Below are 19,896 nucleotides of genomic sequence, written 5' to 3'. Positions count from 1 at the left end.
AGAAGTTCAAAACTCGATTTAGAAGTTCAAAACTCGATTTAGAAGTTCAAAACTCGATTTAGAAGTTCAAAACTCGATTTAGAAGTTCAAAACTTGATTTAGAAGTTCAAAACTTGATTTAGAAGTTCAAAACTTGATTTAGAAGTTCAAAACCAGCTTATAGGGTCAGTTGTCGCGCAGCGCAATGCACCAAATCAATCATCGCAGCACGATATCACCTCACAACCAAATCTGTGACAAAATAATATTGTTGTCTTATGGCCAATGCGATCTGCCTACGACCTATGATTTTAGGACTTACGCAAAATATCTCTCAAACTCTCATTTCTCTGTGACCTCTGCGCCTCTGTGGTTCGATTTTCCGTTAGCTGTGCGTAAGTCCTGGATTTCTACCATCTCGCGCCGCTACAGCTTGGATGAATATCGTGCGATCGCAGAAAAAGCCGAAGGACGCAGCGAATATCGAGATGGAGAAATTGTACCCATAGCTGAAAGAACGCTCAAACACAGCCGCATTGGTCGGAACATTCTGACCTATTTTAGCTCTTTGCTTTGCGATACTCAATTCGAGCCAATTAACAGTGATTTACGGCTGTGGATTCCCGAATATCGACGCGGAGTATATCCAGACGTAATGATTTTTGACGGCGAACCGCAACTAAATGCTGAACGCTTAGATGAAGTCTTGAATCCCATTTTGATTGTTGAAGTCCTATCTCCTTCCACCGCAGATTACGACCGACAAAGTAAATTTAGGATGTATCGATCAATTCCAAGTTTTAGCGAATATTTATTAGTTGAGCAGGATGAACGTTTTGTGGAACGCTACAGTAAACAAGCAGAAGGTTGGTTGCTCAGTGATTTTAGCGGCTTAGAGGCATCTATTTCTTTGGATTCAGTTGCGATCGCATTATCGATGGCAGAAATTTATCGCGGCATTGTTTTTGAGTAAATCAGCCTGGGTTGAATGTGTTGTGCTTTGTGAGAATGTAGACTGAGGGAAGGTGCGATCTCAGCTTATCCGGCTATAAACTTACGATGAGAACCTTGAAAAGATTGTAGTGCATCCATGCCATCACAAAGCAATACAACAGAATCTAATCTAGGTGATATGTGTTTGACCTCCTGCTTTTGCAGTAAAAAAATCGAGATAAACTCGTTGATTTCAGATTTTGTAGTTCCTGGCTGAAAAAACGCTAAGAAAAAAGAATACGATCTCAAATGAACCGCACGAAGAATTTTTTTGCGGCCATCATCTGATATAAACTGTGCAAAACCAATTCTATGAAGATCCGGTTCCCAGTGCAATGGTTTGTCGTTTGGTAATCCCATTTCCTTTAGTTCCGATACCGAGAGTAAGCCAGGAGGTACAATTTGTAGAAAGAGCTCGAATTCAACTACAGGACTAGAGGCATTAAGTATGTATGGAACTAGCGGTGGATATACAAAATTATCAAATTTGTGGATTCGTGCAGAATTGTAACATAGCTTTAAAAGCCATCGACATAGTAAATCATAATTGTATGAGAAATTTACGAACTCTCCACGCTCATGAATGCGAAAAAAATATTTATCCCATAAAGCACATATATAAGCATCAAGTTGAGACAATACACCATTGTTGCAAACATCACAAACATCTCTAAGTTTGGGTTCAGTCTCAACTACTTTTTCCAATCGGGAAAGCCAGAAAAAGTGCTGCTTATCTCCTCTCGACTTCTGGAGCCGTTGATGCAAAGAACGTGCCCAAAGATGTTCCTTGGTAAGCTTTGTATCTGTACAAGCACAGTATGCACATGGCTGTTTAGATTTCATTGTAAATAGAGAAATTAGTAAGCTAACTCTCTCAATATAACGCCCACGAAAAATGTATTTATTATTTCATTCATACGCAGCTATTCCCAATCTTCGTACTTCAAGCCATCTATACGGCTAAATTCGCGGGTGTTGTGGGTGACAAGTGTGAGATCATTTGCTAAAGCGATCGCAGCAATTAACAAATCATTTGCTCCAATTGGAGTCCCCAACGCATTAAGACGAGCGCGAATATTTCCAGCTATTTTTGCAGCTTGACGATCCAGTGGTAAATCAGCAAACTCAGCAAATAAATTTTCTAGATGAGTAAGGTTTCTATTAACGTTTGCGCTTTTGTAAGCTCCGTAATACAGTTCGCTATAAACAACTGTACAAATGTAAATTTCTCTAGAAGGAATTAATAGAGTTTTTTGGGTGACAGGTGAACTTGGTGAGTTTAGAATTTGGATACACGCATTTGTATCTAGGAGGTAGGCCATTGAATTTCCTCTCGTTCCTCAAAGGGAAGCTGTTCTGGACGTTCAAGCGGATCACCTTCCCAACTACCTATTACTTCTTCAACAAACTTATGAGAGTATCCTAGTTCTTCCGGTGTTTTAGTTGGAGACTGTGAGGATTTTTGTATAACAGGTTGAAAGACAATCACTACATCTAATTCTTGGTTAGCAATTTCAGGCGGAAGCTGGATTTGCAGAATTCCATCATTACCTATATATGTTCTAATCTTAATGCTTTCCATAACTGACCTCCAAGCTTATTATATTATCAGTATTTGAGCAAGTTTAACTTTGTTTATAAACCATTTCCATTTTCAACTTCTCAATCTCCAATCTCAATTTATCATTCTCCATCCTCAACTTAGCATTATCCTCCCTAATCAACTCAACTTCATTCCTCTTACTCAAAGCCTGATTAATCGCCAACTTCCGCATATCCAGCGAAAACCAACGTTGATAAGTTTGGGTATGAACTTGTACACTATGTCCCAAATTATCCGCCGCCGCTTTGATTGGTATCCCCAAAATATGCGCCCGAATTGCCCAAGCGTGGCGTAAATCATAGGGTTTAAAATCCAATCCTATTTTACGAAACCACCAACTAACTCGCTGTGTTAATGCAGTTATCTCCGCATGATTAGTATTATCTTTTTTAGCGATCGCACTCCCCAACATCTCTAAATATTTAGGATTTCTCAAATCAAAGTCCGAAATCCATTGCCTATATAATGGTAATGCTTCTCTTTCCCCAGTTTTACAATCTTTATGAACTTTCCATGTCAAATCTGCATTTTCTTTGCTTAACCACCAATCAATGTCAGGATTAATAAAAAGCTCCCGTGGACGTAAACCAAAAACTGCTAACATTCCATAAGTCCAGCGCCAAAGCTGCCAGCTATCTTGAATATTTTGGTTAACTTGATTACCTCTGCTATTCAGGTAATCTTCAAACTTAATAATTCCTTCATAGACTTTCACATCTGTAGGTATATTACGGGAATTATTTTCCGGCATCTTAGAATATTTAGATAAATCAATTTCGATTTTGAATGTCAAGCAAAATGCAGCTATCGCTCTAGCTGCGTTATATTTAGCCCATTCTTTATCGATTTGTTCAATTGAAGTTATGAGATTTTCAGCAGTTGCTAAATCTTTGGCATTAGTGAATCGTTTAGTGCGGGAAAAGTAATAAAAAAAACTATGCTCGCTTTTGGTAGTCCGTTGATGAGTTTTGAAATACTCTTCTTCAAATTGTTCGAGTAATCCTCCTATGGTTTTAAAATCTTTTTTAATTGCCTCATTACCTAAATATTTATCATTCCATTCAAAAGTTTTACGAGCGATTAACTTCCCTAATTCATAAGCTTCTTCCTCAGCTGTCTTGAGTCCATCCAAGTTAGCAGGAATATTCAAGCTGAGATTGTATTGCTTTCTCCCAGTACCGCTGCTATCTTTGTCTCCCGGTTTAATTGGTAACGTCGCCCGTAACTGCAAACTTCCATTCGATTCTCTAATTGTCACTTTTGCCTTTGCAGACTTCAAACGCAGATTAACTTTCTCTAATTCTAGTAGTACTTTCGTTCTGATCATGCGCTCTTTGTTGCTGTGATTGCAGAGATGAACACAAACACCCTGGTTCAGGACAACATTTAGATGATGCGTGAGTCCTGAACCTGATTATGCATCGCTATGTTTTTAGCCTATATTTAGCCTAAAAATAAATGTGTTATCAATGAACAATGTTTAGCACAGACATTGCTTACTGCAAACATTAGGCTGTTGAAAAGAATTGAACCACAAAAAGGATTACTCCGGCCCTTATCACGGTTATGACGGCTTCGCCATCTTCGCTCGCGACATGGACTTGGCACTCAACAGCCCAACCTGGGGATTGATTGGCGCTCCTTGGAATGAAAAAGCTAACGCTAAGAAGGCTGAAGATAAGGCTAAGAAGGCTGAAGCCTTAGCTTCAGCTGCCGTTTAGGGAAATGGGAGAGAGATAAGTAGGGATAACCTGGGGCTAAAACCCCAGGGGGGAGTTGGGAATCCAAAATTCAAAATTAAAAATGAAAATTAATTTTGGTTTTTGCATTTTGAATTTTGAATCATATTCCCACCTCCCTTGTAAAGACGCGATTAATCGCGTCTCTCCCTCCTCAATCAGTAAAAGAATTCAGTAAGCTTGGAGATCCGGAAATGCCTCAGAATCCAGAAAAAATTCAAGACCACGTAGAGTTATTCCACCAACCAGAGTACAAAGAGCTATTTCAAAACAAAAAGCAGTTTGAAAATGGTCACGAAGGCGAAGAAGTAGAACGGGTTGCAGAATGGACGAAAAGTTGGGATTATCGTGAAAAGAACTTCGCTCGTGAAGCTTTAACCGTTAACCCTGCTAAAGCCTGCCAACCATTGGGAGCAATCTTTGCTGCTGTTGGTTTTGAAGGCACTCTACCTTTTGTTCAAGGTTCTCAAGGTTGCGTTTCTTACTTCCGCAGCCACTTAACCCGTCACTACAAAGAACCATTCTCTGGTGTCTCTTCTTCAATGACTGAAGATGCAGCCGTGTTTGGTGGTCTGCAAAACATGATTGACGGGTTGGCGAACTCTTACCAACTCTACAAGCCCAAGATGATTGCTGTCTGCACCACCTGTATGGCAGAAGTAATTGGTGATGACTTGCAGTCTTTCATCAACAACGCTAAGGAAGCTGGTTCAGTTCCTCAAGATTTCCCAGTACCCTACGCTCACACCCCTAGCTTTGTTGGCTCCCACATCACTGGTTACGACAACATGATGAAGGGAATTCTTTCTAACCTGACAGCAGGTCATAAGAAAGAAACCAGCAATGGTAAGATCAACTTCATCCCAGGTTTTGACACCTATGTAGGCAACAACCGCGAAATCAAGCGGATTGCTTCCTTGTTCGGTTTAGATTACACCCTTCTAGCTGACAACAGCGACTACCTGGATTCACCAAACACAGGTGAGTTCGATATGTATCCAACTGCTACAAAGCTAGAAGATGCAGCAGATTCAATTAATGCTATAGCTACAATTGCTCTGCAATCACACTCCACTCTCAAAACCCGCGAGTACATTGAAAAAGAGTGGAAGCAACCAACCGCAGTTTGCCGTCCTTGGGGTATTAAGGGTACTGATGAGTTCTTGATGAAACTCAGCGAACTGAGTGGTTTACCCATTCCCGAAGAATTGGAAAATGAACGCGGTCGGGCAGTTGATGCCATGACTGACTCCCACTCATGGATTCACGGCAAGCGCTTCGCTATCTTCGGTGAACCAGATTTAGTATACTGCGTAGTTGGCTTTATGCTAGAAATGGGTGCTGAACCTGTGCATATCTTGGTTCACAACAGCAACGATGTATTTGAAGCAGAAATGAAAGAACTGCTTGCTTCTAGCCCCTTCGGTAGGAATGCAACTCTTTGGCCAGGTAAAGACTTGTGGCACATGCGTTCTCTAATGTTCACCGAACCCGTAGACTTCCTGGTCGGTAACACCTACGGTAAGTACCTGTGGCGTGACACCAAGATTCCCCTCGTGAGAATCGGCTACCCGATCATGGATCGTCACCACTTGCACCGCTACGCCACCATTGGTTACCAAGGTATAATCAACCTCCTCAACTGGACTGTAAATACCCTGTTTGAAGAAATCGATCGCAACACCAACACTGTTTCTAAAACAGATATTTCCTACGACTTGATTCGTTAGAAATTACGTATAAACACAACGTGTTAATTAAGGGTGAAGAAGGGGAGTAGGGACTAGGGAGTAGGGAGTAGGGAAATATCCAAACCCAATCCCCAATCCCCAATCCCTAATCCCCAACTTCCCTTTTTCTTTCTAGCATTTACCCAAGGTATCTATAAATGGAAACCATCAATCACACTCACGAACACACTCACACTCATCCGAATTACCATCCACCTAACTATAAAAAACCAGGGAAATTCAACAATCTTCTTAATCCCTTGCGCCGTGTAGTGGATGAAATTCAGGTTAAAAATAATCGCTTTGCTCATCTAATTTGCCAAACAATTCCTTGTTGTTGTCCCTTTGAGCGCCAAATTAAATTATTTGGGCGGTCTATTGATATCCCACCACTGTGTAAACTCAATCCTTTATATGACGAATTTGTAGGATTGCGTTTCCGTGCTTTATCTTACCTTGCCGATGTATGTGGAGAGGATGTCAAAAAATACATTTGCTAATTATTAGTCATTGGTCATTAGTTATTCAAATGACAAATGGCAAAGAAAACTTCCATCGAACACGAAAAGAGAGATGAAAATCACCCAAGGCAAAATCAACGAGCTGCTGACTGAGACAGGATGCGAGCATAATCAGCACAAACAATCCGAAAAGAAAAGTAAGTCTTGCGCCCAACAGGCACAACCTGGCGCAGCTCAAGGGGGCTGCGCCTTTGATGGTGCAATGATTGCCCTAGTGCCGATCGCAGATGCTGCTCATTTAGTCCACGGTCCTATAGCCTGTGCTGGTAATTCCTGGGGCAGTCGTGGTAGTCTTTCTTCTGGCCCTCAACTCTACAAAATGGGCTTTACCACTGACTTGGGTGAAAATGATGTCATCTTCGGTGGCGAAAAGAAGCTTTACAAAGCGATTCTGGAACTCAAAGAGCGCTACCAACCAGCAGCAGTATTTGTCTATGCCACTTGCGTTACAGCCTTAATTGGTGATGATATGGATGCTGTCTGCAAAGCGGCAGCTGAGAAAATTGGTATTCCTGTTGTTCCCGTCATTGCCCCAGGATTCATTGGCAGTAAAAATCTCGGCAACCGTTTTGGCGGTGAATCTTTATTGGAATATGTTGTCGGCACAGCAGAACCGGAACATACAACGCCCTATGATATTAACTTAATCGGTGAATACAATATCGCCGGGGAAATGTGGGGAGTAACACCACTGCTAGAAAAATTAGGCATCCGTATTTTATCTAAAATTACGGGCGATGCTCGCTACAATGAAATTCGCTACGCCCACCGTGCCAAGCTCAACGTCATGATCTGCTCACGAGCGTTGCTCAACATGGCGAGAAAGATGGAGGAGCGTTACAACATCCCCTACATTGAAGAGTCTTTCTACGGCATCGATGATATGAATCGTTGTCTGCGAAATATCGCTGCTAAATTAGGCGACGCTGATTTGCAGGAGCGCACAGAAAAGCTGATTGCAGAAGAAACGGCTGCTTTAGATTTGGCATTGGCTCCATATCGCGCTCGACTAAAAGGTAAGCGGGTTATTTTATATACAGGTGGTGTTAAGAGTTGGTCCATTATATCCGCTGCTAAAGATTTAGGGATTGAAGTTGTTGCTACCAGTACTAGAAAAAGTACCGAGGAAGATAAAGCTAAAATCAAGAAGTTGCTCGGCAATGATGGCATCATGTTGGAGAAGGGTAACGCTAAAGAATTGCTACAAGTGGTTAAAGACACCAAAGCAGATATGCTGATTGCTGGTGGTCGTAACCAATACACCGCTTTGAAAGCTCGAATTCCTTTCCTTGATATCAACCAAGAACGTCACCATCCTTATGCAGGTTATGTGGGGATGATTGAGATGGCGCGGGAACTGTATGAAGCTCTGTATAGCCCAATTTGGGAGCAAATACGTAAGCCCGCTCCTTGGGAAGAAGAAGCAGTTTAATGGCTCTTATACCCTCGTTCCCAGGCGGAACCTGGGAACGCATTCCGGGAGGGCTGCTGCCCTTCGTTTTAAAGCAGATGAGGCTTTGCCTCACTGTCAGCATTCCCTGGCTCTGCCGGGGAACGAGAAAGTCCATCCTGTGGAATGAGGAGGTATTGTAATGGCGATCGTCACTGTTTCTAACAAATCACTGACAGTTAATCCCCTCAAACAAAGTCAAGCTTTGGGTGCAACCTTAGCCTTTTTGGGATTGAAAGGGACGATGCCCTTATTCCACGGTTCTCAAGGTTGTACTGCTTTCGCCAAAGTTGTCCTGGTGCGGCATTTCCGGGAAGCGATTCCCCTAGCTACAACAGCGATGACGGAAGTCACTACTATCTTGGGTGGCGAAGAGAATGTGGAACAAGCAATTCTCACTTTGGTAGAAAAGGCTAACCCGGAAATTATTGGTTTATGCACCACGGGATTGACTGAAACCAGAGGGGATGACATTGAGGGCTTTATCAAAGCAATTCGCGATCGCCATCCAGAATTGAATGATTTAGCGATCGTTTTTGCACCTACCCCAGATTTTAAAGGGGCGTTGCAAGATGGCTTTGCTGTTGCTGTGGAAAGCATAGTTAAGGAAATTCCTCAACCAGGTGAACTCAGAACTGAACAAGTCACGGTTTTGGCGGGTTCTGCCTTCACACCAGGGGATGTACAAGAAATCAAAGAGATAGTCACAGCCTTTGGACTAGTGCCTATCTTTGTACCTGACCTTGGGGCTTCCTTAGATGGACACTTAGAGGATGGTTATAGTGCAGTTACAGTCAGTGGAACTACCTTAAAACAGCTACAAGAAGTAGGTAGTTCTGCTTTTACCCTAGCATTGGGTGAAAGTATGCGGGATGCTGCAAAGATTCTAGAAGAACGCTTTGGCACACCTTATGAGGTGTTTGGCGAACTGACTGGATTAGAACCGGTAGATGAGTTTATCCAAGCATTAGCGATTCTGAGTGGTAACAGCGTACCCGAAAAATACCGCCGCCAACGCCGTCAGTTGCAAGATGCAATGTTGGACACTCACTTTTACTTTGGTGCAAAACGAGTTTCCCTAGCGCTAGAACCAGATTTGCTATGGTCAACAGTGCATTTCCTGCAATCGATGGGAGCGCAGATTCACGCTGCGGTGACTACCACGCGATCGCACTTACTAGAAAAACTCTCGGTTAAAAGCATCACCATCGGTGATTTGGAAGATTTTGAGAGTCTAGCAGACGGCTCTGATTTGCTGATTGGTAACTCGAATGTAAGTGCGATCGCTAAACGGCTCTCGATTCCTCTTTATCGTCTCGGACTGCCCATTTATGACCGTTTAGGTAATGGTCAGTTTACCAAAGTTGGCTATCGAGGCACGATGGAACTTCTGTTTGGCATAGGCAACTTGTTTTTAGAACAAGAAGAGTCATTAGTAGAGACGCGATTAATCGCGTCTGTACAATAGACGCGATTAATCGCATCTGTACTAGATTAATTGCGTCTGTACAATAGACGCGATTAATCGCATCTAATAATCATTCGTCAGTAGTCACTAGTCATTAGCAACTGACAACTAACAATTGACAAAGGACAAACCACGATGAAAATTGCCTTTACGACAAGTGACGGAGTTCATATTAATACTCACTTTGGAGGGTCAGAACAAATTGATGTTTATGAAATTTCAGATGAAGGATATCACTTTCTAGAAACTATCACATTTAATTATGAAATTAAAGAAGAGAATAATGAGAGTAAACTCGCCCCAAAAATTGAAGCATTAGGTGATTGCACAATTATTTATGTTTTAGCTATTGGCGGGAGCGCGGCTGCTCGGTTAATCAAGAAAGGTGTCACCCCAGTGAAGGCGCGATCGGAAGAAGAAGAAGTTAGTGAAGTGCTAACTAAGCTCGTGAAAACTCTCAAAGGTAATCCCCCACCTTGGTTACGTAAAGCTTTACAGCCAAAAAGCAAAAACTTTGCCGATGAAGTTGAAAATGAAGCAACGGTATGACGACAAATAATAGTCTTAATGGAACTGCTACAACTGAAGTCTTGAACTCACCTTTCCTTAAGGTATTAATTAAACAAATTCGGGGTCAAGACAGTTATGGAGTTTATCGTAGTTGGTCGGATGAGTTGATTCTCAAACCCTTTATTGTCACCAAACAAAAGAAACGGGAAATCTCCATTGAGGGCGAAGTTGATCCGATAACTCAAGCTCGGATTATGGCATTTTTTCGAGCTGTAGCTGCTGGGATTGAACAGGAAACAGGTTTGATATCCCAGGTTGTAGTTGATTTGAGCCATGAAGGATTTGGCTGGGCGTTAGTATTTTCTGGTCGTCTTTTGCTAACTGTGAAAACCTTGCGAGATGCTCAACGCTTTGGCTTTGACTCGCTCGATAAATTAGCAGAAGAGGGAGAAAACTACGTCAAAAAAGGCATTGATTTGGCGAAACGCTTTCCAGAAGTTGGCAACCTGTAACAATTTTAGATTTTGGGTTTTGGATTTTGGATTCAAGTTTTAATCATTAGTACACTGTGACGGAAGTTTGCCTACCTTTAACAAACAAAGGGCTTAATCTCCTTGTCGGATTAATTGAGATGGTAGCTAGATTTATGCCGTGTTGTACTAGTCTCATCACTATTTGATTAAAACAATATCATCCAATCCAAAATTTAAAATCTAAAATCCAAAATCCAATGTGGAGTGGCTGATTGTGCAAGCAGAAGAAACCAGTATTGAGGAACTACAAGGACAAATCAGACGGCTTAACAGCAAAGCAGGTCAAATGAAAATGGATCTGCATGATTTAGCTGAAGGTCTGCCAACAGATTACAAACAACTTATGGATGTTGCAGCCGCAACTTATGAAATTTTTCGCAAGTTAGATGAGCTTAAGCAACATCTGAAACAATTGGAGAATGCTAAATGACCTAAGCCGAAAAGGATACAAGCCCCTAAATCTATGGGAATTGTTAATTTTGAATTTTGAATTTTGAATTCGGAGCGAAGCGACGTGACTGGAACAATGGATGAATTCAAGAAGCTCGTAGATGCAGAAGAATTTTTTCAATTCTTTAATATGTCTTACGACTTAGAAGTTGTAGATGTAAATCGTCTACATATTCTGAAAAAGTTTTCTCAATATATGAAGGAAATTGATGATCAGTCTCCTGACTTGAGTCAAGAAGAGAGACTAAATCAATATTCTTTGGCTTTACAAAAAGCCTATCAGGTATTTATTGAATCAACACCTCACGAACAAAAGCTGTTCAAAGTGTTTAACGACAAGCCGAAAAATGTAGTCACACTGACAGAAATCACTTCTGATTAAGAGGTATAAATTGGTTAACCTAACGCCTACCGAATTAGAACGCTATCGTCGCCAAATGATGCTTCCGAATTTTGGCGAAACAGCACAGAAGCGCTTGAAGTCAGCGACGGTTCTGGTTACAGGTGTGGGGGGATTAGGCGGTACGGCGGCGCTTTACTTAGCAGTAGCGGGCGTTGGGCGGCTAATCCTAGTCCGGGGTGGTGACTTGCGGCTAGATGATATGAATCGTCAGGTTCTCATGACGGATGATTGGGTAGGTAAGCCAAGGGTATTCAAAGCTAAAGAAACTCTGGATGCAATTAATCCTGATGTCCAAGTGGAAACTGTTCATGATTACATCACCCCGGAAAATGTAGATTCATTGGTGCAGTCCGCTGATATGGCTCTTGATTGCGCCCATAACTTTACAGAGCGCAATTTGTTGAATGAAGCCTGCGTGCGATCGCGTAAGCCAATGGTGGAAGCCGCAATGAATGGGATGGAGGCATACCTGACGACGATTATTCCTGGTGTGACTCCTTGCTTGTCTTGTCTGTTTCCAGAAAAGCCTGATTGGGATCAGCGCGGCTTTTCAGTTTTAGGCGCTGTTTCTGGGACACTGGCTTGTTTAACAGCACTGGAAGCAATCAAGCTGATCACCGGGTTTAGTCAGCCTCTATTATCACAATTGCTGACAATCGACTTGAATCGGATGGAATTTGCTAAACGCCGTTCTCACCGCGATCGCTCTTGTCCAGTATGCGGTAATAGTGCGCCTTGGAGACACGCGCAATCCAATTCGATGGAACCCACGGGTATTGCACAAAATAGTTGATTTCCGTCCCCACCTGAAATCAGAACAACTAATCGCTATAAATCAGGAGACGTAATGGGCGTTATTTTATCAGAAAAAGCAGAATTACATCTGCGGGGATTGCTCCAAGGTTCCACACCCAACGCTAATAGCGCAACTAAAGGTATCCGCATCTCAGTAAAAGATGGTGGTTGCAGTGGCCATGAATATGCAATGGATATCACCAGCAAGCCCCAACCAGATGATTTGGTAAGCCAGCAAGGCAAAGTGCTGGTTTACGTTGATGCCAAAAGTGCGTCGTTATTAGAAGGAATTGTGGTTGACTTCGTTGAGGGAGTGATGGAAAGCGGTTTTAAGTTCACCAACCCCAATGCAACTGATAAATGCGGTGGTTGTGGAAAGTCCGTCAAAGCAGGTGACAGTAAGCCTACTGGTGTACCTTGCAGCTAACATCATTCCGTTAAGCAATTTTGGATTTTGGATTGCCGATTTTGGATTGAAAGAAACCACTCCAGAAGAGTTGGGGCTTGAGGATTTGAAATTTTGGATAAAAAGATTTGTTCCGCCTACACAATGTCGGGGCATAAACCGAAATAATTTTTAATTCTTCAATTCTTTCTTCTATTATCTAAAATTTAAAATCTAAAATTGGCACAGTCAATTGTAGAGGCTTCCCATAGATGCGATCGCCTTGCCTTGAGGTAGCTTCTAGTTCGTGTTGCATCCTTTACCGATATAGAGAAGCCAACTAAGCGTAGTATCTCCGTAAGAAGAAGGGAAGCAAAAAGTAGGATAGGTTGCTCAAAAACTTCGTAAATTAGACCAACTGTATAACATTTGAGGAGAATCGGAAAATGGCTTCCTACCAAGTTAGATTAATCAGCAAAAAAGAAAACCTCGACACCACAATTGAAGTTGACGAAGAGACTACCATCTTGGACGCAGCGCATGACAATGATATTGACTTGCCAGCTTCTTGTCAAGCAGGTTCTTGCTCTAGTTGTGTTGGCAAGGTCGTTGAAGGTGAAATTGATCAAGAAGATCAAAACTTCCTAGATGACGAGCAGATTTCTAAAGGATTCGCTCTACTTTGTGTCACTTATCCTCGTTCTAATTGCACAATTAAGACACATCAAGAACCCTATCTCGTCTAAACTATTACTTTGGTTGCTACCTTCGGCGACCAAATAAAAGATGAAGGATGAAGGATGAAAATATACTTCCTTCTTCCTTTCAGAATTCCTAATTTATAATTATTAAAATTATTGATAACGCGAGAGCGAGGAATCGTTACCTTCTATAAAACTCAGGATGAAATAATCTTCAAACAACTTATATCAATGGTGGGAACATTAGGAACTACTATCACTTTATAACAAAATTTTCTCTGATTAATTATTAAAGTAGGAAATACATTTTTAGCAGTAGATATAGAAAGTATTCGCGCTATTTATATCCACAATATTGATAATCGAATTAATTAACATCTATAGAATATCCTCTTGACCTCACTCCTTTCCTAATTAATTACACGAGTGAGGTCACTCAATTTATAGATATGAATGCAATTTCATATTAGAGATACCGCTTGCAAGAAAAGGCAACTTGCCTATTTTTTATTCAACAGCAACTATCACATCTGATGATTTAATCACGGCATAAGCCTGCTTACCTTCTACAAGTCCTAGCTTTTCAGCTGATGATTTTGTAATTATTGACACTAACTCTACACCTGGTGCCACTTCTAAAGTTATTTCAGTATTAACTGTACCAGGCACAACTTTTTTTACAGTACCTTGGATAGAGTTACGAGCGCTAATTTCCATTTTTTGTCTGTGTTTTACTTCGTACTTAAACAAACTAACATTTTTTTTTGAAAAGAGGAAATTTTTTGATATTTCTTAATAACTGTCAGGGATATAAAGGAAATCTCAGCATTATATCTATGTTTTATTAGACACAAGATTCAATGGAAACATTACATCGAATTTGAGCAAGATAAGACAATGGGCAAAATCCCATTATTAAAGCTAGGCAAACTGACGCTACAGCGAACTAGTAACTATTTACGCAAAAGTTATATCTGCTATTACTTTAGATATTGAAATAATATTGTAAAAAATACTGCATTTAAATTGTATTTTAATATTTTTCTTAGATATATCTGGGTATCTTTATAAATGATTCATAATTTAAAATTATCATAGTGATAATATATAACTAAGCTAAATTGTTGTTAATCAACTTAGTACTCGACCAATCCAAAATTGCTGGATGAGGGCGGGGAGTAGGGAGTGGTGAAATATTTTTTTCATTTTACCAAACTTTTGAATACCTGAGAAAGTTGCTTTGGTAAACTACTAGACTTCAGCTACTCGTATAGGATTTTAAAATAATGGTGGGGAATACCCACCATTAAGTTTTGCAAGCAATTTTATGCTTCAAAATTACTTACACTCCTGACATTTAAAGAACAATTATGAGTCAAGTTAGCAGGCAAGATTTGAGTGAAGCAACAACCCAATGGCTAATAGCAAAAGGCTATAATCCTGGAGATTTAAATCAGCTAGGTGAAAATGGCGATACAGCTTTGATGAAAGCTACAAGAGAGGGAGTTTATGCAGTCGTCAAAGAGCTGATTAATGCAGGTGTGGATATTAATGCTCGAAATAGCGATCGCAATAATGCTTTGTGGTTTGCTTGTTTTGGAAACCACTACGATTTAATTAATTTGCTGCTGGCTGTCAACATTAACATTGACAACCAAAATGATAATGGTGCAACTGTTTTAATGTATGCAGCATCATCTGGAAAGACAGAAGTCGTCAAGTTACTTTTACCACATCATCCTAACTTAGATTTAAAAAACTTAGACGACTATAAAGCTATCGATTTTGCCAGCAATGTAGAAGTTTTAAGGATACTTAAAGATGCCACAAAGTAAGATATATAGCGAAGGATATCATGACGCTACCAAGCATTCTTACTTATCAGTACAAATTGATCCAAATTATGTAGATGCCTCAACACAGCCATCTTCATTTAAAGTTTATCCCAAATTTTATCGGAGAGTGAAATTAAATCTCAATAATCCTGTTCATTCTTTCATCTCGTTAACCAGTGCGATAACTCTGGAAAAAGTGTATAAAGATGGCCCATATAAACTGCGAGTGAATCCATCAGCAGGCGCTTTGTATCCCACGGAAGTTTACGTACAGGTTCGTGGTATTGAAGGAATAGTAGATGGTATATATCATCTAGAAGTTGAGAATAATTGTCTAACGCTCATCTATGAATTAATTGATGATGGGTTAGAGAGTTATATTATACCGGGTAAACGTATCAATGGATTCATCTTTTTAATTAGTTGTGTTTATTATAGGTCTAGCTGGAAATATCAAAACAGGAGCATGAGATATTGCTTGTTAGATAGCGGACACCATTTAGGTGCGATCGCAGCTTCAGCTTTTCTCCACAACCGAGATATACAACTAATTTTTGACTTTGATAAATTAGCTCTCAATTCAGATTTGGGATTTGAGAATAAAGAGTTGATCACTGCTTGTGCGGTGTCAGGAGAACTACAAGACAAGAAAATCAGACACTTAAGGCTGAAAGTTCCTTTTGTCTGCGGTACTGATTATTTTGAATCAAATCAATTTATTGAAGATACATACCAAGCAACTACTCTACAAAAGAGTCGTCAGCAGAAATTAGAGTATCCTCAATTTGACTTTGACAAGTATAAATTTTATCAAGTTGTTTGGAATAGACGTTCTATTAGACGTTTCCGGAAAGAGTCTATTTCTCAAGAAGATTATTTATATATAGTACAGCAACTTGAGCAGCCAATACCGACAGAAAATTATGAGGAAATAGAAATTTACTCAGTTGTGCATCGAGTCGAGGGAATGACACCTGGGTTATATAAAGGTACGTATCTGATTAAGACAGGTAATTTTAGTGAAAAGACAGGTTACTTATGTATTAATCAAGCTATTGCTAAAGATGGCGCTGTTACTTTATTTTTTGTGTCAGATTATTTAAATTATCAAACTGCTATGCAAATAGCTGGTTTTATCGGACAGAGACTTTATTTAACTAGTAATTATTTGGGAATTCAGTGTAGTGGAATAGGTGCTTATTATGATCAGGAAACCCAGGAATTCTTAGAAACAAATAAAGATGTACTTTATGGAATGGTAATTGGAATATAAGTAGGAAGCTAAAGAGAGATGCCTAGAAAGATGTATTACTGTAATGGTGATGACTCACATCCTATGCAACCGACATCAGCAGATATTATCCTGCGACAGCAACTAGAGGATTCTATTAGTAGATACTTTTATGAGGCTTGCGATCGCACGATTCAAAATCTTCTATCTAATTGTCGGTGGTATGTCACAACCCATGCAAATGCTTTGACATTAGTAATTGAATGTCCCGATCAAGTTACTAATTGGCGTATTTTGCAAAAAATAGTGCCAATGGGGACATTACTCTATGGAGTTGTCAGCAGTGCTAAAATCCGTGTTTGTCCGCCAGAGATTCAAGGCGTACCTTTTGAAATGAGGGTAGATGAACTTTCTGTTTATCGGGATTGGGCGTGATTCAATTTTAGATTTTAGATTTTGGATTAGTTAATATTCTGTTTTATAAGTGCAGCTACCTCTTCAAACACCAAATCAGCAGAATGTTTGATAGCAGGACTTAACTCCAGTCCCAAAGCTAGATTTGCTGCTTCAATTAAATAAACTGTCACATCTTCGGGAAAGTCATTCTGAAATATTTTCCGTCCAGCGGCTAAAGCATTATCCCAGCGAAAATCGTGCAAGTTATAACTTGGTTCTGGCAAAGCTTCCAGTTCTTTTCCTGGAACTTTAAACACAGCACCCGGTTCAGAACCAGTTGAACTTGCATCAATAATTACTAATTGTTTACTACTTCTAGCTTGAAACATTACTTCCATCCCTGCGGTGCCACAGTCATAAACACGCACATCAGGATGAGGGGTTTCAGCGAGATATTTTTGTAAGCGTTGGGCAATGATTACGCCTACTGCGTCGTCACTGCGATTGAGATTTCCGCAACCAATAATAGTTAGCATGGGATGATGGCGATTGAATCTAAAAATACCGTTAAACTCTCGTCTCAATTCAGACCAAGCATTGAGGGTGGGTGAAACTAGATACTGAATATTTGAGAGCATTTATCTAATTTTAAAGGAAGCTAGTTACACCGCTTCTACTTGATATTGTACATAGTGTTCGTAATTCAAAAACTAATAGTAGGTAAAGTTTGTAGTTAAGGCAATCATGAGTGACTAAAACAGAGGCTCTGACTAATAATATAGGCAAAGCCTCTGAAGAACTAAGTTATCAGTAAAAAACTAGAACTCTACACCATGTTTCTTGGCAATTTCAGTAAGTTTCTCAGACTGATGTTGTGATGCTTTAGTCAAGAGTTCTTCAGCTTGTTCTGTAGTACTTCCTTCTTTAGGAATTAAATACTTGACATAAAGGGATACAAAATCGGCAGCGATCGCTAAACCGGATAGAGCATGTTTGTCAGCTTCCTTACCAGCGATCGCTGATACTAGACCTGCTCTAATTGGGTCTGGTTTAACTTTCATGAACTGCTCGACAAGTTTAGGGATGTATTCTGCTGGCGGCAAATTATCTAACTTACTTCTATCTGGAGTAAAGTTACATTCTGCGGCTTTGGCTTGCTCTAAAACACACCATTCTATGTATTCTTGCAATGCGGCATCGGGAACGCGAGGGAGATATTCGTGTAGCGCTAAATCAGACACAAGCTTACCCTGTAAATTTCTATTTTGTTGAAGTGAATTAAGGCCAGCCTAACGCACTGTTTCTAGAAGTTTTAGTGTGTTACGCTACGAGTTTTGAATAAAAGGGCATTGGGGATTGGGAATTAGGCATGAGGCAATGAGCAATTGATACAAGACCCTAAAGCGGTTAAAAAGTTTATTACGACATTTTTACTAGCTTAAAAGAGTTGATGGAGCGATCGCCGAAATAGCACCGAAGTAGCAAATGTAGTCGCCGAAGTAGCAAATGCGAACGCCGAAGTAGCAAATGTAGTCGCCGAAGTAGCAAATGCGAACGCCGAAATAGCAAATGCGAACGCCAAAGTAGCAAATGCGAACGCCGAAGTAGCAAATGCGAACGCCGAAGTAGCAAATGCGAACGCCGAAGTAACAAATGCGAACGCCGAAGTAACAAATGCGAACGCCGAAGTAACAAATGCGAACGCCGAAGTAACAAATGCGAACGTCGAAGTAGCAAATGCGTAGGCGTAGCCAGCCGTAGGCATCGCTGACCCAAAAAGAGAGCGATCGCTAATCCCATCTACTTTTGTCGTCGTTATTTCAGGTTGCAGCTGAGAGCTAATTTAATCTCAAAATTTATTCTGGCAAAAGCGCGTTGAAGTCATCTGGCACTACAAAACGCCCTTTATCTTGCCCTAAACTATTGAGTCGATTTGATGAGGAGCGAAACCGAACCAATTTGGCGATCGGAATGCCTCGGTTGGAAATAATGATTTCTTCTCCAAGTTCTACGCGTGACAACAGCTTTGAGAGATTTGTTTTAGCTTGATGAATATTTACAGTTTCCATAAGATTAAACTAAGTCTGTAAACTAAGTTTAGTCAGGTTGTCATAGCGGTGCAAGGGCGATGTCTACGACGGGCTACGCCTACGCTCAGGTAGATGACCAATCTAGTAAGCTGTAAGTGAGCGTTGTCCATGATTGTGATATGAAAACTTTTACTGCGATCGTTGAAAGAGATCCTGAAACTAAGTTCTATGTCGGCTATGTCCCTGGCTTTCCTGGAGCGCATTCTCAAGGTGAAACCCTCGATGAGTTGCAGGAAAATTTACGTGAAGTTATTGAGATGCTTCTAGAGGATGAGGATATTGATAATCTCTATAGGCTTACCGAATAAATGTGCGATCGCGTAATATGTAGGCAAAGAGTCGCCATCATGCCCTATGACAGTAACACCAACCCTAACAAAGCAGTATATTGAACAACGAGGTGAAGGTTACTGGATCGTACAGACGCGCATTTCCCTCGATTCAGTTGTGTATGCTTTCTTAAATGGAGAATCCCCAGAAAGCATTGCTCATGACTTCCCTTTGCTCTCGCTGGAGAAGGTTTATGGAGCCATAGCCTTCTATCTTGCCAACCGAGAGTTAGTTGATGCGTACTTAAAGGAAGGTGAAGCAGAGTTTGAGAAACTGCAACAGTCCTGTAGAGACAAGAATCCGCTTCTGTATCAAAAGTTAAAAGCCGCTCAAACACAGAAGCACAACAAAGTATGACATCAGTTCGATTTCAAGCAGATGCTGACCTTAAGCAAGCAATCGTAACTGGTGCAATACGCAGACAAGCAAATCTTGATTTTCAATCAGCCTATGCAGCAGGACTTGAAGGCAAGAAAGACTCAGAGGTATTGGCGATAGCAGCACAGAATAGCAGAGTTCTTGTAACCCATGATCGTAAGACTATGCCTGCTGAATTTGGTCAGTTCATTATGTCACAAACTAGTTGTGGGGTTCTGGTTCTCTCTCAAAATCTCTCAATCAGTGAAGCCCTTGAAGCAGTCATCCTGGTTTGGGAAGTTTCTACCGCCGAGGAGTGGGTCAATCAAATAATGTCTATTCCATTCTGAGGAGCAACAGGAGAGTTCATAATATCTAACATGCTAAAAAACACAGC

Annotated in this window: 27 protein-coding genes and 1 pseudogene; 19 read left to right on the top strand and 9 right to left on the bottom strand. The window is 40.7% G+C overall.

Annotated elements, in window-relative coordinates; genetic code table 11:
- The first annotated feature begins 331 nt into the window (after positions 1 to 331).
- On the top strand, positions 332 to 952 hold the full coding sequence (locus tag V7K46_RS07630) for a Uma2 family endonuclease (protein ID WP_335111953.1): 621 nt from the start codon (positions 332 to 334) through the stop codon (positions 950 to 952).
- A gap of 65 nt (positions 953 to 1,017) precedes the next feature.
- On the opposite strand, the gene V7K46_RS07625 is transcribed toward V7K46_RS07630, so the two are convergent.
- The 4 genes from V7K46_RS07625 to V7K46_RS07610 form a co-directional block, all read right to left on the bottom strand.
- Positions 1,018 to 1,815 carry a hypothetical protein gene (locus V7K46_RS07625; protein ID WP_335111952.1) on the bottom strand — a complete coding sequence of 266 codons (798 nt, stop codon included), beginning with the start codon at positions 1,813 to 1,815 and terminating at the stop codon, positions 1,018 to 1,020.
- Between the two features lie 80 nt (positions 1,816 to 1,895).
- Positions 1,896 to 2,294 (bottom strand): type II toxin-antitoxin system VapC family toxin, encoded by a 399-nt coding sequence (locus V7K46_RS07620; protein ID WP_335111951.1) that lies wholly within the window; start codon positions 2,292 to 2,294, stop codon positions 1,896 to 1,898.
- Positions 2,279 to 2,554, bottom strand: coding sequence for a hypothetical protein (locus V7K46_RS07615; protein ID WP_335111950.1), 276 nt, complete (start codon positions 2,552 to 2,554; stop codon positions 2,279 to 2,281). Before V7K46_RS07615 ends, V7K46_RS07620 begins: the two co-directional genes overlap by 16 nt.
- 43 nt (positions 2,555 to 2,597) lie before the next feature.
- A complete protein-coding gene (locus tag V7K46_RS07610) occupies positions 2,598 to 3,902 on the bottom strand; it encodes a site-specific integrase (protein ID WP_442939810.1) in 1,305 nt (434 codons plus the stop codon).
- A gap of 205 nt (positions 3,903 to 4,107) precedes the next feature.
- Here V7K46_RS07610 and V7K46_RS07605 point away from each other — a divergent pair.
- From V7K46_RS07605 to V7K46_RS07550, 12 genes and pseudogenes are all read left to right on the top strand, one after another.
- Positions 4,108 to 4,296 (top strand): annotated as a pseudogene (locus V7K46_RS07605) (hypothetical protein); the annotation flags it as partial.
- 212 nt (positions 4,297 to 4,508) lie between these two features.
- The gene (gene nifK, locus V7K46_RS07600; protein ID WP_334811338.1) at positions 4,509 to 6,044 is read left to right on the top strand and encodes a nitrogenase molybdenum-iron protein subunit beta; all 1,536 of its coding nucleotides are present in this window, start codon (positions 4,509 to 4,511) and stop codon (positions 6,042 to 6,044) included.
- A gap of 158 nt (positions 6,045 to 6,202) precedes the next feature.
- Positions 6,203 to 6,544 carry a Mo-dependent nitrogenase C-terminal domain-containing protein gene (locus tag V7K46_RS07595; RefSeq protein ID WP_298918605.1) on the top strand — a complete coding sequence of 114 codons (342 nt, stop codon included), beginning with the start codon at positions 6,203 to 6,205 and terminating at the stop codon, positions 6,542 to 6,544.
- A gap of 73 nt (positions 6,545 to 6,617) precedes the next feature.
- Positions 6,618 to 7,997, top strand: coding sequence for a nitrogenase iron-molybdenum cofactor biosynthesis protein NifE (nifE, locus tag V7K46_RS07590; RefSeq protein WP_335111949.1), 1,380 nt, complete (start codon positions 6,618 to 6,620; stop codon positions 7,995 to 7,997).
- A 160-nt stretch (positions 7,998 to 8,157) separates the two neighbouring features.
- The gene (gene nifN, locus V7K46_RS07585) at positions 8,158 to 9,483 is read left to right on the top strand and encodes a nitrogenase iron-molybdenum cofactor biosynthesis protein NifN (protein WP_335111948.1); all 1,326 of its coding nucleotides are present in this window, start codon (positions 8,158 to 8,160) and stop codon (positions 9,481 to 9,483) included.
- 135 nt (positions 9,484 to 9,618) lie between these two features.
- Positions 9,619 to 10,032: a nitrogen fixation protein NifX gene (nifX, locus tag V7K46_RS07580; protein WP_335111947.1), complete on the top strand. Its 414-nt coding sequence runs from the start codon at positions 9,619 to 9,621 to the stop codon at positions 10,030 to 10,032.
- A complete protein-coding gene (locus V7K46_RS07575; protein ID WP_335111946.1) occupies positions 10,029 to 10,505 on the top strand; it encodes a NifX-associated nitrogen fixation protein in 477 nt (158 codons plus the stop codon). Before nifX ends, V7K46_RS07575 begins: the two co-directional genes overlap by 4 nt.
- 235 nt (positions 10,506 to 10,740) lie before the next feature.
- Positions 10,741 to 10,956, top strand: a complete 216-nt coding sequence (locus V7K46_RS07570) for a CCE_0567 family metalloprotein (RefSeq protein ID WP_335111945.1) — start codon at positions 10,741 to 10,743, stop codon at positions 10,954 to 10,956.
- An 84-nt stretch (positions 10,957 to 11,040) separates the two neighbouring features.
- Complete coding sequence (gene nifW / locus V7K46_RS07565) at positions 11,041 to 11,358, top strand: nitrogenase-stabilizing/protective protein NifW (RefSeq protein WP_335111944.1); 318 nt, start codon at positions 11,041 to 11,043, stop codon at positions 11,356 to 11,358.
- Between the two features lie 10 nt (positions 11,359 to 11,368).
- A complete protein-coding gene (locus V7K46_RS07560) occupies positions 11,369 to 12,172 on the top strand; it encodes a HesA/MoeB/ThiF family protein (protein ID WP_292829421.1) in 804 nt (267 codons plus the stop codon).
- A 54-nt stretch (positions 12,173 to 12,226) separates the two neighbouring features.
- Positions 12,227 to 12,601, top strand: coding sequence for a HesB/IscA family protein (locus V7K46_RS07555; protein WP_335111943.1), 375 nt, complete (start codon positions 12,227 to 12,229; stop codon positions 12,599 to 12,601).
- 404 nt (positions 12,602 to 13,005) lie between these two features.
- Positions 13,006 to 13,305, top strand: a complete 300-nt coding sequence (locus V7K46_RS07550; protein WP_273768381.1) for a 2Fe-2S iron-sulfur cluster-binding protein — start codon at positions 13,006 to 13,008, stop codon at positions 13,303 to 13,305.
- Between the two features lie 462 nt (positions 13,306 to 13,767).
- Here V7K46_RS07550 and V7K46_RS07545 read toward each other — a convergent pair whose 3' ends face one another.
- On the bottom strand, positions 13,768 to 13,977 hold the full coding sequence (locus V7K46_RS07545) for a TOBE domain-containing protein (protein WP_273768382.1): 210 nt from the start codon (positions 13,975 to 13,977) through the stop codon (positions 13,768 to 13,770).
- A 653-nt stretch (positions 13,978 to 14,630) separates the two neighbouring features.
- Between V7K46_RS07545 and V7K46_RS07540 the strand changes: the two genes are divergently transcribed.
- The 3 genes from V7K46_RS07540 to V7K46_RS07530 are packed head-to-tail and all read left to right on the top strand — an operon-like array spanning position 14,631 to position 16,761.
- Positions 14,631 to 15,095, top strand: coding sequence for an ankyrin repeat domain-containing protein (locus tag V7K46_RS07540; RefSeq protein WP_335111942.1), 465 nt, complete (start codon positions 14,631 to 14,633; stop codon positions 15,093 to 15,095).
- Positions 15,082 to 16,368, top strand: coding sequence for a SagB/ThcOx family dehydrogenase (locus V7K46_RS07535; RefSeq protein WP_335111941.1), 1,287 nt, complete (start codon positions 15,082 to 15,084; stop codon positions 16,366 to 16,368). The genes V7K46_RS07540 and V7K46_RS07535 overlap by 14 nt, the downstream gene beginning before the upstream one ends.
- 18 nt (positions 16,369 to 16,386) lie before the next feature.
- Positions 16,387 to 16,761, top strand: coding sequence for a hypothetical protein (locus V7K46_RS07530; RefSeq protein ID WP_298918566.1), 375 nt, complete (start codon positions 16,387 to 16,389; stop codon positions 16,759 to 16,761).
- A 26-nt stretch (positions 16,762 to 16,787) separates the two neighbouring features.
- On the opposite strand, the gene V7K46_RS07525 is transcribed toward V7K46_RS07530, so the two are convergent.
- The 4 genes from V7K46_RS07525 to V7K46_RS07510 all read right to left on the bottom strand — a co-directional run bounded on the left by V7K46_RS07525 (position 16,788) and on the right by V7K46_RS07510 (position 18,791).
- Positions 16,788 to 17,258: a hydrogenase maturation protease gene (locus tag V7K46_RS07525; RefSeq protein ID WP_335111957.1), complete on the bottom strand. Its 471-nt coding sequence runs from the start codon at positions 17,256 to 17,258 to the stop codon at positions 16,788 to 16,790.
- 282 nt (positions 17,259 to 17,540) lie between these two features.
- The gene (locus V7K46_RS07520; RefSeq protein WP_334973091.1) at positions 17,541 to 17,963 is read right to left on the bottom strand and encodes a hypothetical protein; all 423 of its coding nucleotides are present in this window, start codon (positions 17,961 to 17,963) and stop codon (positions 17,541 to 17,543) included.
- 197 nt (positions 17,964 to 18,160) lie between these two features.
- Positions 18,161 to 18,487: a hypothetical protein gene (locus V7K46_RS07515; RefSeq protein WP_335111940.1), complete on the bottom strand. Its 327-nt coding sequence runs from the start codon at positions 18,485 to 18,487 to the stop codon at positions 18,161 to 18,163.
- 91 nt (positions 18,488 to 18,578) lie between these two features.
- Positions 18,579 to 18,791 carry a type II toxin-antitoxin system Phd/YefM family antitoxin gene (locus V7K46_RS07510; RefSeq protein ID WP_335111939.1) on the bottom strand — a complete coding sequence of 71 codons (213 nt, stop codon included), beginning with the start codon at positions 18,789 to 18,791 and terminating at the stop codon, positions 18,579 to 18,581.
- A gap of 140 nt (positions 18,792 to 18,931) precedes the next feature.
- On the opposite strand from V7K46_RS07510, the gene V7K46_RS07505 reads away from it, so the two are divergent.
- The 3 genes from V7K46_RS07505 to V7K46_RS07495 are packed head-to-tail and all read left to right on the top strand — an operon-like array spanning position 18,932 to position 19,849.
- Positions 18,932 to 19,120, top strand: coding sequence for a type II toxin-antitoxin system HicB family antitoxin (locus V7K46_RS07505; RefSeq protein WP_335111938.1), 189 nt, complete (start codon positions 18,932 to 18,934; stop codon positions 19,118 to 19,120).
- A gap of 46 nt (positions 19,121 to 19,166) precedes the next feature.
- Positions 19,167 to 19,499, top strand: a complete 333-nt coding sequence (locus V7K46_RS07500; RefSeq protein ID WP_335111937.1) for a DUF433 domain-containing protein — start codon at positions 19,167 to 19,169, stop codon at positions 19,497 to 19,499.
- A complete protein-coding gene (locus V7K46_RS07495) occupies positions 19,496 to 19,849 on the top strand; it encodes a DUF5615 family PIN-like protein (RefSeq protein ID WP_335111936.1) in 354 nt (117 codons plus the stop codon). The genes V7K46_RS07500 and V7K46_RS07495 overlap by 4 nt, the downstream gene beginning before the upstream one ends.
- Positions 19,850 to 19,896: the final 47 nt, after the last annotated feature.

This window comes from Nostoc sp. (assembly GCF_036917395.1).
GTDB lineage: Bacteria > Cyanobacteriota > Cyanobacteriia > Cyanobacteriales > Nostocaceae > Nostoc.
The sequence above is the reverse complement of the archived record's forward strand: the minus strand, read 5'-3'. Positions and strand labels throughout refer to the sequence as shown.